This is a genomic window from Spirosoma pulveris, from assembly GCF_054781875.1.
The window spans coordinates 77401-88512 of record NZ_BAAGTO010000003.1 but is presented as its reverse complement, the minus strand read 5'-3'; the positions used below and the strand labels follow the sequence as shown (position 1 = coordinate 88512).

At 52.0% G+C, this 11112-nt stretch carries 7 protein-coding genes; 5 read left to right on the top strand and 2 right to left on the bottom strand.

What is annotated here, in order from left to right:
• Window positions 1-34: 34 nt before the first annotated feature.
• The 4 genes from ACYVJM_RS13195 (at window position 35) to ACYVJM_RS13180 (ending at window position 6516) form a co-directional block, all read left to right on the top strand.
• Window positions 35-2389, top strand: a complete 2355-nt coding sequence (locus tag ACYVJM_RS13195; RefSeq protein WP_461148713.1) for an ABC transporter permease — start codon at window positions 35-37, stop codon at window positions 2387-2389.
• A gap of 353 nt (window positions 2390-2742) precedes the next feature.
• Window positions 2743-3534: a hypothetical protein gene (locus ACYVJM_RS13190; RefSeq protein ID WP_461148712.1), complete on the top strand. Its 792-nt coding sequence runs from the start codon at window positions 2743-2745 to the stop codon at window positions 3532-3534.
• A gap of 229 nt (window positions 3535-3763) precedes the next feature.
• Window positions 3764-5167, top strand: coding sequence for a DegT/DnrJ/EryC1/StrS family aminotransferase (locus tag ACYVJM_RS13185; protein WP_461149221.1), 1404 nt, complete (start codon window positions 3764-3766; stop codon window positions 5165-5167).
• A complete protein-coding gene (locus ACYVJM_RS13180; protein WP_461148711.1) occupies window positions 5164-6516 on the top strand; it encodes a neutral/alkaline non-lysosomal ceramidase N-terminal domain-containing protein in 1353 nt (450 codons plus the stop codon). Before ACYVJM_RS13185 ends, ACYVJM_RS13180 begins: the two co-directional genes overlap by 4 nt.
• Window positions 6517-6554: 38 nt before the next feature.
• Here ACYVJM_RS13180 and ACYVJM_RS13175 read toward each other — a convergent pair whose 3' ends face one another.
• A complete protein-coding gene (locus ACYVJM_RS13175; protein ID WP_461148710.1) occupies window positions 6555-9641 on the bottom strand; it encodes a PAS domain-containing protein in 3087 nt (1028 codons plus the stop codon).
• A 567-nt stretch (window positions 9642-10208) separates the two neighbouring features.
• Between ACYVJM_RS13175 and ACYVJM_RS13170 the strand changes: the two genes are divergently transcribed.
• Window positions 10209-10556 carry a DUF3140 domain-containing protein gene (locus ACYVJM_RS13170; protein WP_461148709.1) on the top strand — a complete coding sequence of 116 codons (348 nt, stop codon included), beginning with the start codon at window positions 10209-10211 and terminating at the stop codon, window positions 10554-10556.
• Window positions 10557-10667: 111 nt separating this feature from the next.
• On the opposite strand, the gene ACYVJM_RS13165 is transcribed toward ACYVJM_RS13170, so the two are convergent.
• Window positions 10668-11075, bottom strand: a complete 408-nt coding sequence (locus tag ACYVJM_RS13165) for a response regulator (RefSeq protein ID WP_461148708.1) — start codon at window positions 11073-11075, stop codon at window positions 10668-10670.
• Window positions 11076-11112: the final 37 nt, after the last annotated feature.

The following is an 11112-nucleotide window of genomic DNA, read 5'->3' as shown; positions in this document are numbered from 1 at the left end:
CGCGCCTTGCTACTCTCCGTAAGAAACGTGAAGTATGCTCGCTAACTACCTCAAAATTGCGCGTCGTCATCTGTGGACGAATAAACTCTATACCGGCCTGAATGCCGGGGGCCTGGCCGTTGGGCTGACGGCTTGCCTGCTCATGGTGCTGTATGTGAAGCACGAATTCACCTACGACCGCTTTCATACCAAAGCCGACCGGATTGTTCGGGTCACGACAAACCTGACAACACCCGAGGCCCCTATTCCCGTAGCCTCTTCTTCGATCCTGCTGGCCAGCGCCCTGAAACGTGACTACCCGGAAGTGGAAACAGCCGCCCGGTTTGAGCCGGTGTCGGCCACCATCAAGTATGGAACCGATTTGCGGAATGAACCCGATGTGTACTTTGCCGAGCCGGCCGTTTTCCAGGTGTTTACCTATCCTTTCGTCGAGGGAAACGCGGCACAGGCATTGACCGAGCCAAACACCGCCGTTGTGACCGAAAGCTTCGCCCGGAAATACGCCGGACGGACAAGCGTGCTGGGCAAGACATTCCTGTGCAACAAAAAGCTGTACCGCATTACAGGCGTCATGGCCGATTTGCCGTCCAACGCCGATATGAAAATCAGCGCGTTGCTGGCCAAGGATTATTCGACCTACACCGACTGGCTGGTCGATGATTTTCCGGTGTATACCTTCGTGCTGTTCCGGCAGGTGCCCAATCTGAACGCCTTTGAAAAGAAGCTGGCCTTGCTTAGCAAAACCTATATCCAGCCGGAATTGAAGAAAGTGGGAGCTGTGGGTTATGCCGTGGTGTTCCAGACCGAGTTGCTGAAGGACGTCCACTTTAGTCAGGGAAAAATGGCCGACATGCCGAAGGGTAACAAGCAGTACGGCTATCTATTCCTGTTTCTGGCGGGTTTCGTGCTGGTGATCGCCTTACTGAACTACATCAACCTGCTGACGGCCCGCGCCACCGGGCGGGCGAAGGAAGTAGGCATCCGAAAAGCCAGCGGGGCGTTGCGACAGCAGTTGATCGGCCAGTTTTTGCTGGAGTCATTGCTGTTGAGTGGCCTGGCGGTTATGCTGGCAATCGTCCTGCTGGCCTTCAGCATTCCCTTTTTCAACGACCTATTGCAAATTCAACTCGGGATAACCTGGTCCGATGGTTTACTGATGGCGGGCCTTGCCCTGGGGAGTACCGCTTTGCTGGGCGGACTCTATCCGGCGTTTGTCCTGTCCGGCTTCGACCCGGTGGCTGTGTTACGGAAACAGTTGGGTGGGCCGGGGCGCAGTTTCGGGCTTCGGCAAACGATAACGGTTTTTCAGTTTGTGTTGGCGGTGGGCATGATGATCGGGGTGTTGGTGGCGCACAGTCAGATGAACTACATGCAGCGCGTCGACCTGGGCTTCACGAAAGAGCAGGTGCTCACCGTTCACCTCCCCGACGATTCGCTGGCCCGAACCCAGGGCTATGCCCTCGCTCACGACTTGCAGCAACGTGCCGAAATTCAGGACGCATCACTGGGGTCGGGGATCAAACCCGATGCCATACTCGTCAAGGCAACGACCATTTTTCAATCGGCGGGTAAAAAACGGGAGGTCATGGGCAACTACCTGTCCATTGATGAGCGCTTTCTACCGTTGCTGAACTTGAAACTGGCCAGCGGCCGGAACCTGTCGGCGGGGTCGGAAGCGGACAAGAACGGGGGCTTTCTGGTCAACGAAGCGTTTGTGAAACAGGCGGGCTGGAAACAGGCCCTTGGTCAGCCGATGGAAGGATTTATGCACAAAGGTAAGGTCGTTGGTGTGATCCGGAACTTCAACTACCACTCCCTGCACACAGTTATCGAGCCGGTTGTTCTGGTGTTCAACACATCGCCACCCGCCAACCTGACCTTGAAAATAAAACCCGAACACCTGCCGCTGGTACAGGCGACCTGGAAGCAGCACTACCCGAACTACCCCTTCAACTACACTTTTCTGGACGAGGCCTTCGAGGCCCAATACCGGAAAGACAAACTTATGATTACCCTCTTCAACGGGTTTTCGCTGCTTACCCTGCTGGTTTCCTGTTTGGGTCTGTTCGGTCTGGCAACCTACTCGGCCGAGCAGCGTACTAAAGAGATCGGGGTACGGAAAGTACTGGGCGCAAGTGTCCTCAGCATCGTGACGTTGCTATCGAAAGACGTCTTGAAACTGGTCCTGATCGCCATCATCATTGCCTCTCCCCTGGCCTGGTACGTTATGAACCAGTGGCTCGCCGATTTTGCCTATAAAATTGATGTGGCTTGGTGGATGTTTATATCGGCCGGATTGCTGGCTGTAGGCATTGCGCTATTGACAGTGAGTTTCCAGAGTATAAAAGCCGCACTGATGAACCCGGTGAAGAGTTTGCGGAGCGAGTAGAGCCGCGACCCTTTGCGGCTTAGAACCCGGATGGTTTTTGATTCGATGGCGCAAAGCCGGGCCACGTTGGCTCTGGCCTTGCGCCAGCAGGACGCCAAATCATCCCGCATGGTTCGGCGTTCTCATAAACAAGTTAAAACTTTCGTAAATATGCCCCAGGGTTGGCAATAGTGCGAGGAAAACGCTATACGGTTTCACCCATTCAGATTTAGGTGGTAATTATATCATGACACACTAACAGTAGTATGAGGCATATTTTGACCCTAGTTCTAATTAACGTTATGTTGTCAAGTTGCACCCATTCAACATCTGACAACAAAACGGATATTGGTACAACTCACATTTATCCAACGGTGAGCTACCTTGACATAAAACTTGATTCATCAGGACGGCTTCCTTCCAATCCCTATATTTTAGAATTTACGAACGAGAACAAAACAGTGGTTTTTTGCGGTGTAAATCACTTAACGGATAATGCTGACATAAGTAACCCAATGTTTGGTACTATTGAAGAAAAGTTCTTTGCTTTCCAACCAGACATAGCGATTAATGAAGGTGGCGACATTTCAAAAAGAAGCTATACCTCAAAACGAGATGCGTTATTAAAGGATGGAGAAATTGGACTAACCAAAATATTGTGTGACAGTATGAGGATAACCACCGTTGACGGCGACCCAACTGTGGACGTTGAATGTCAGGAATTACTTAAAACGTATTCAAAAGGAGAGCTTTTAGCATATATAGTAACAGAAAGACTTATGTGGGGACTCAAGGGACAACACATAATAGACAGTATAGACATCAAAAAAAGGTATAACGCCTTCATAAAGGATTATATAATTGAGGAAGGTAAAGTTTCCTTAACAAAGCCAGAACAAACGTTTACTTTTTACAAATCCAATTATGAACGTCTACTTAAACGGCCTTTTTCTATTTCGGATCTTGAACCAACGAATCCGTTTGAACCTAATGAGAAATTTCAAAAAATTGGCAGGACGTCGAAAGAAATAAGAGACCAATTTTTAATTCATACTGTTGACAAATTATTGGACACCCATAACAGAATATTCATCGTTTTTGGTGGCTGGCATCTGTTGACTTGCCAACCAGGGCTAAAAGAAGTTGTTATTCGGAAGAGAAAATAAGGGTCGCCAACAGCGATTTTGGATACCAGAGCTTTTGGGCACTCTGGCTTTGTGTCATCGAAGTAAATCCTTTGAACTTTACCCTGGCAATCCGGTCGTCAGGCCGATGCTCGGTACTACATACCAACAGGTAATTTTTGCGAGGAGTCGGCTTTTTAAAGCGGCTTACCTCCCTAACGTGCCGGGGTGGGCGTTTCCCGGATGGGCTACCGGGCACGGCTATACGCATATGGCAACCAACAAGTTTTCCAGACGGGAGTTTATCCGGCGCAATTCATTGACCGGACTCGGTGCCGTGCTGGCCCCCGCCGTACTCAAGGGTACAACAGCCAGTGGTTCGTCGAGCCCGGCCGTGCCAACGTCTGCTTCGCTGGCTGAGCCACTGGCGCTGCTGGGCGGGAAACCCATCCGAAGCCGACAATGGCCTGTCTGGCCAATCTGGAAACCCGAACAGGACGAGAAACAACTGCTGGAGGTAATTCGCAGCGGCATCTGGTCGCGGGCAGCGGTCGTCAGTGAATTTGAGGCTCAGTGGGCCGCTACGCTGGGGGTTAAACGCTCCCTGGCGGTTGTCAATGGAACCAACGCCCTCATTGCCGCACTGGCCCAACTGGATGTTCGCGGGGGCGATGAGGTGCTGGTGCCGCCCTACACCTTTATCGGTACGGTAGCGCCCGTGCTGGCAACGGGTGCCATGCCCGTGTTCGTCGATGTCGATCCGGAAACGTTCCAGATGAACCCGGCCAACATCGAAGCCAAAATTACGTCGCGGACCAAAGCCATTATTCCGGTGCATATTCTGGGGTTACCGGCCAACATGCCGCAGATTCTGGCCATTGCCAAAAAACATAATCTGGTGGTGATCGAAGATGCCTGTCAGGCGCATCTGGCCGAGATCGACCATCAGAAAGTGGGCACCTTTGGCCATGCGGGCTGCTTCAGTTTCCAGAACTCGAAGAACCTCGCCATTGGCGAAGGCGGAGCCGTGGTAAGCAACGACGATGCCTTTATGGACCGCTGTTTTTCGTACCAGAACTACGGAAATCCCTACGGCATGGTGTCCGGCGTGATTGGCGCGGGTACGCTGATTCAGGGCACCAAAATGCGGCTGACGGAGTATCAGGCCGCTATTGGTCTGGCGCAGCTGAAACGACTCGATGCCGAAACCACCACCCGAAACACCAACGCGGCCTACCTGAAAGCGAAGATCAGCTCCATTCCGGGCATCGTCCCTTACAAACTGTATGACAACGTGACTCGGGCGGCTTTTCACCTTTTTCCCTTCCGGTATCAGAAAGAATTATTCAAGGGATTACCCCGCGAGATGTTCCTGAAGGCGCTGGCGGCCGAAGGCATTCCCTGCTCAAAAGGATACGCTACGTTGAACAACATGCCGTATCTGGACGACGCCTTTCGGTCGAAGAACTACCAGAAGATGTATCCCAAAGCAATGCTGAATTTCAAAGGGTACGTCGAGCGTAACCACTGCCCGCAAAACGACCGACTTTGCAACGAAGAGGCCGTCTGGTTCACGCAAAACATGCTGCTGGGTACGCAGGCCGACATGGATGAAATTGCCAATGCCATCGAAAAAATCTATACGCAGGCCGATAAACTCCTGAGCCAGAAATGAGACAACGACTCTGGTTTGTCTGGCTCGTCTTTTTAACCGCTCCCGCCTGGGCTAAAGGCTGGAAAGCCGGAGTAGCCCGCGTGGTCATTACGCCGACAACCCCGCAGTGGCTGGCTGGCTATGCCTCCCGAACCCATGCCTCCGATGGTAAACTCCACGACTTATGGGCTAAAGCCCTGGCGCTGGAAGATGAAAACGGCAAGCAGGCCGTACTCGTCACCACCGACATGCTGGGGTTTCCCAAAGCCATGTCGGACCGGATTCGCGACCGGCTCAACAGCCAGTTCAAGTTGTCGAAAGCACAGATTATCCTGAACAGTTCGCACACGCATTCGGGGCCGGTGCTCGACCGTGGTCTACAGGATGTTTACCCGCTCGATGCCCCTCAACTGGCCGTCATTGACCAGTATTCCCGGCAGTTCGAAGCGCAGATCATCGCGTTGGTGGGCGAGGCTTTGCGGACGATGGAACCAGTGGAGCTTTTTTCCCAAAACGGCGTCACCCGTTTTCAGGTGAATCGGCGCAACAATAAGGAGGGAGCCTTGCTGGACCAAACCGAGCTGAAAGGTCCCAACGATTATGCTGTGCCGGTGATCAAGGTACTAACCACCAAGGGAGATTTGAAAGCTATTGTCTTTGGCTATGCCTGTCACCCTACCGTGCTGGATCTGTACCAGTGGTCGGGCGATTACGCCGGTTTTGCGCAACTGGCCCTGGAGCAGGAACATCCCGGCGTTACGGCCCTGTTTTTTCAGGGAGCAGCTGGCGATCAGAATCCCCTCCCCCGCCGAACCATTCCCTTGGCGCGTCAGTACGGGCGGGAGCTGGCCGCTGCCGTCGACCGGGTGCTCGATGAACCCATGCGCCCGTTGTCGCCACAGTTCCGGGCCGAGTATTCGGAGATTGACCTGCCCCTGTCGGCACCACCGACGGAGGCTGATCTGACCAAATCGGCGGTCGAGGGGCCGCCCCACATTACGCGCTGGGCCAACCGGATGCTGGCCGAGATGAAGCAGGGAAAGCCTTTCCTGACCCGTTATCCGTATCCGTTGCAGGTCTGGCAACTGGGCAGCCAATCCATTCTGAGCTTTGGTGGCGAACTCGTTATCGAATACGCCCTGACCTGCAAAAAACGCTTCGGGCCGGATATTTTCGTGATGGGTTACGCCAACGATGTGATGGGCTACATTCCCTCGGCGACCATTTTGCGGGAGGGTGGTTACGAAGGGGCTACTTCCCAGATGGTTTACGGCCTGCCCAGCCCCTGGGCCGCTTCGGTACCCAACCTGATTTACACCGAGATCAACCGCCTGGCTGAACAGGTGGGTGTGCCGACAGTGAGCAAGTAAGCGCAGGGCAAGAGTTCAGGTGCGCACCGTCGGCACGCTTATTGTCCTTTCCGGAGGGGCAGGTACACCCGGAAGGTGCTGCCCTCTCCCAGCTTGCTACTGGCGGTAATGGCCCCATTATGCCGTTCAACGATCTTATAGCAAATGGCAAGCCCAATACCCGAGCCGCTGTACTGACTTCGACCGTGTAATCGCTGGAAAACCTGAAAGATGCGGTCCAGGTACTTTTCATCAAAGCCAATGCCATTGTCGGCTATCGAAATTTCGGCAAACCACGTTTCCGACGCCCAGCTCTTTTCCAATTTAGCCAACATTAGATTCGTTGATACGTCGGAGCGTTTGACCGTCCGACTGCTCACGATGATGCTGGGTGTACCGTCTTTCGGACAAAATTTGATGGCATTGGACAGTAAATTCTGGAACAACTGCCGCATTTGTAACCGGTCGACTATGAGGGTTGGCAACTCACTGAGATGGATTTCGGCCTTGCTCTGCTGAATCGTCACCCAGAGTTCGTGCTCCTGTAACTCCCCGATCAACCGGGTGAGGTTGACCGGCTCGAAAGAGTCCTGACGTGTATCGACCTGCGAGTAGGCCAGCAGGTCCTGAATAAGCAGCCGCATCCGGTTGGCCGACGTATTGATTCGCTTCACAATATCGGTAGCGGGTTCATCGAACTGGCCGGCGTACTGGGTACTCAGTATATCGGCAAAGGAAATTATTTTGCGAAGCGGCTCCTGCAAATCGTGCGAGGAGACGAAGGCAAACGATTGTAAATTTTCGTTGGACCGCTTCAGCTCAAGGTTCGCCAATTCCAGTTTCTGCCGGTATTCGCGCATGGTGGTGATATCCTGCACGGTGAGCACAACACCATCGCCAAAACGGGCCAGGGAGAAATCATACCAACGGTCGCCCCAGGGAACCTCCAGACGGGCGGGCTTGCCCGTTTCAATAACCTCTACACACTGCGCGAACAGGGGTGTGTCCAGCGAACCGGGAATGTATTTGGAGACACGCCGAAACTGCACCTTTTCAATCGGATTCAGCAGTAGGTCGGCCGCCATCTGATTCAGCTTCGTCATGCGCAGATCGATAACTTTCCCGGCTTCGTTCCGTATACTTTCGTTCAGTACAATAGCGGCAGGCGTCATATTCATAACCTGTTCGAGCAAGCTGGCATATTGTTGCTGGGCCAGCTCGGCTTCTTTCAGGGGGGTGACGTCCGTATAAGTATAAAGCAGACAACCATCTACGCAGTTAAACGACCCATCGAACCAGCCTTTCATCCCATATGCTTCGTAAGGAAAGGTTAGACGCTGTGGCTGACCACTCTCAACTACCTCAGCGTACCGACGGAAGAGATCCGAATTCTGCCATCCGGGAAACAGGCTACTCACCAGCGCATCGGCCATCTCCGCTACCGTCCAACCCGTTGTGCGGGCATTGTATTCATTTGTCAGTATGTACCGGAAGTCGATGATCGTACCCGATTCGTCGCGCAGGGGCCGGGCCAGCACCAGTCCGGCCTGGGAATTATCTACAACCTGCTGAAGTATGGTGCTTTGTTTTACCTTTTCCCGTTCGGCTTGCCGCAAGCTGGTTGTATCGAGTATATTCAATACGAATCCATCCTCCCAGGGCTGCACCGAGAACTCAAACCAGCCATCAAGACCGCCACTACTAAAGTGCTGTTCAAATTGATCGGGCTGCCCGCTTTCGACTACCTGCACATAGCGATCAAACACACCCGACAGTTTCAGGCTGGGCATATCTTCAAGCAGGGTGGCTTTAATTGGCTCGTTAGGTTCATGACGATGCAAATAGGAAGCCGTCGCGTTTCGGAATATGGGCTGAAAGTCGACAATTGTACCAGCCGCATCGCGAATGGATTTGCAGGCCGAAATGCCTATCTGCGACGTATTCTGAATGCTGTTCAATAGTTCAGCCTGTTGGCGGGCCTGCAACTCGTCTTCTTTTTGTTTTGTGATATCCGTGTACGAAACGACAATACCATCTCCAAAAGGCGACCCCAGACAGAGACTCCAGTCGTCGAAGCCGTCGTAGTGGTAGTTTACCTCAAACTTTTGCGGCTGCCGGGTTTCGATCACGTCGACCCACCGATTAAACACCCCCGATTCTACCATTCCTGGATAGACCTCCGTCAGGCGTTTACCGATAAAAAAGGATTCGGGCTTACCGGCCAATCGCAGCCGTTCCTGATTGACCAGGGTGTAGCGCAGGTCAACAATTTTACCATTTTCATCCCGCACCGCTTCCAGTATGGTGATGGAGGTCAACGCTGTGTCCAGAATAGTTTTGTACAGTTCGGCCTGCAGTTGGTATTTTCGTTCGGCAAGACGAGTAGCTGTCAGATCAAAACCCATAGCAATCAGACCATCGTTATGCCGGATGTATCTGGCATCGACCCAGAATTCGTAGCCATCAGCGTTGTAATAGAGCTCCTGCTGCCGGCTCTCGCCCGTTTGCACTACGGCTACCCAATTGGCAAATACGCCCGACGTCAGCAGACAGGGGAAAAGAGACAGTATCCGCTGACCAACTACCTGGCCCTCGGCCAGCTTCATCTGATCCAGGCAGCGCTGGTTGACCATTTGGCAGACGAAATCTACAATCTCACCATTCGCATCATGGACCGCTTCAAGTATTTGCAGGAGGCAGGAAGAGTCGTCGAAAAGCTTTCGAAGTAAATCCGTCTGCTGCGGTACCGGTTCCGTTTGGGCAGGCAGGGGAATTGCGCTATAAAACACGAGCACGCCGTCTTCCAGCTTCGTCACGAGCATGTCGTAGCGCTGTACTGGCTGGTCTCCCTCCGAGCTGAGCTCCATCTCGAACCGCACAGACCGCCCGTGCTCTACTACCAGGCTAAACTGCTGTAATAAGAACTGCCAGTCCCTCTCCGCAAAAAGTTGGCTGATCGAACGCCCTGCCAGTTGGTGCTGTGAATGCCCCCACATCGCCGGGGCGGATGAGTTGAGCATGACCAGATTAAAATCCGTGATCTGTCCATCGGCACCACGCTGGGCATGGTATAATACTGAGCTGTTGAGGGAGGAGCTCAGGTCCGGTTTATGCAGTGCGTCAGCGGAAGCAGATACTGGTATCATAACACTAGGGCAGGAATCGTCAGTTACGGCGTAAGGTACAAATACATCGTTTTGGCCTTACTGTAAACAAATGTAACTAATAATAGTCCACTTTTTGAATGAATAAACTATCCTTGTTAACACATAATGAGCTTTTAGTCAAAAGAGAACATCATAGGTCATGATTCCGGATCCTGCTGTCGGCAGGAAGTTGGCAGGACTTCTTTAGGAATGGGGCCGGGACGAGGCACTCATCTGGAGTATTGAGTCCAGGCGGATAGCATACAACGGATTATTGATTGCACTGGACAGTTGCTGGTTGTTCAAAAAACACCCCCGACAAACGTTCTTTTTCTAACCCAGAGCCCATCGTTTCGAGAGTCGTGCCCGTTCAGAAACTGATTGAAACATCCGGTTTTTAAATCTGTTCTTCTGAAACATCTGGCCCTAACACTACTTTCTTGAAGACATCAATGTATTAGCGTATTTACGGCAAGAAGGCGAAAACGTCGAGTAAAACGTCGTCGAAAACAGGGCAAATGCGGTTAAATCGGTTAGTGAGGTAGAAATAAATTAACGTATACCAGTATGGCAACTAAGACAGATCATCCCGAAGAGCAAGCAACAAAAGACGAGTTCGATACACTCGTCAATATGTCAGCTTCCGAATTAAAGAAGTGGTTAACTACGGAAGAGTCAAAATCGGTAGGTCAAAAGAAAGATGGTGCCAGGGAATCAACGGGCCATCAATCGGGTGAAGAGATCGTCGAGATTCTGGGTAAGAAAGGCAAGGCCGTATCGGCGGAAGACATTAGCCAGATGAAGCGGGTCATTAGCTACATTAAACGTCATATGGCCCAGCGTCCTGATCATGTAGAGGGTTCCAACTGGATGTATTCGCTCAAGAACTGGGGCCATGACCCAACCAAAAAGTAGTTTTTAACGAATGGGTTCGTGGGTCAGGCACTAAGCCCGGACATTAAAAGATGGTACCGCCCCGGCACAGTTTTACAGAACAAAAAACCTCCCTGATTGGAGGTTTTTTTGTTAATCGAGCCACAACTCGCGAATCAGGGCGATGGTATCAGTCAATTCCTGTAATGTTTCACCTTTTGCAATGAAGGCTTTACTGCCCAGCTTGTAACTCAAAGTCCGATGTTCCTCCAATTCTGAGGCACTCAGCACCACAACCGGAATGTTGCGCCACTCCTGATCTATTTTCAACAATTCCAGAATATGCTTTCCTGAAAGAATCGGCATACTCCAGTCCAGAATGATCAGATTGGGTAACTGCCTATCCAGCCGGTGAGTTAGTTGGATGATTAAATCCGACCCATCGCGAAAACAGCGAAAGCGACAATCCGCATGATAGCGGCCAAAAACGTGTTTAACCAAGTCGAGTTGGTGTTCATCATCGTCCACCATATAGATGAGCGGAGTCTTATTCTTCATCATTTTTTTTTCAACAAGGCACCGGCTCTTTTAGCTACTC

What these genes read in the sequence shown, in the direction of transcription:
- ACYVJM_RS13195 (WP_461148713.1), top strand. Translation starts at nt 35, where the DNA reads ATGCTCGCTAACTACCTCAAAATTGCGCGTCGTCATCTGTGGACGAAT.
- ACYVJM_RS13175 (WP_461148710.1), bottom strand. Translation starts at nt 9,641, where the DNA reads ATGATACCAGTATCTGCTTCCGCTGACGCACTGCATAAACCGGACCTG.
- ACYVJM_RS13180 (WP_461148711.1), top strand. Translation starts at nt 5,164, where the DNA reads ATGAGACAACGACTCTGGTTTGTCTGGCTCGTCTTTTTAACCGCTCCC.
- ACYVJM_RS13170 (WP_461148709.1), top strand. Translation starts at nt 10,209, where the DNA reads ATGGCAACTAAGACAGATCATCCCGAAGAGCAAGCAACAAAAGACGAG.
- ACYVJM_RS13185 (WP_461149221.1), top strand. Translation starts at nt 3,764, where the DNA reads ATGGCAACCAACAAGTTTTCCAGACGGGAGTTTATCCGGCGCAATTCA.
- ACYVJM_RS13165 (WP_461148708.1), bottom strand. Translation starts at nt 11,075, where the DNA reads ATGATGAAGAATAAGACTCCGCTCATCTATATGGTGGACGATGATGAA.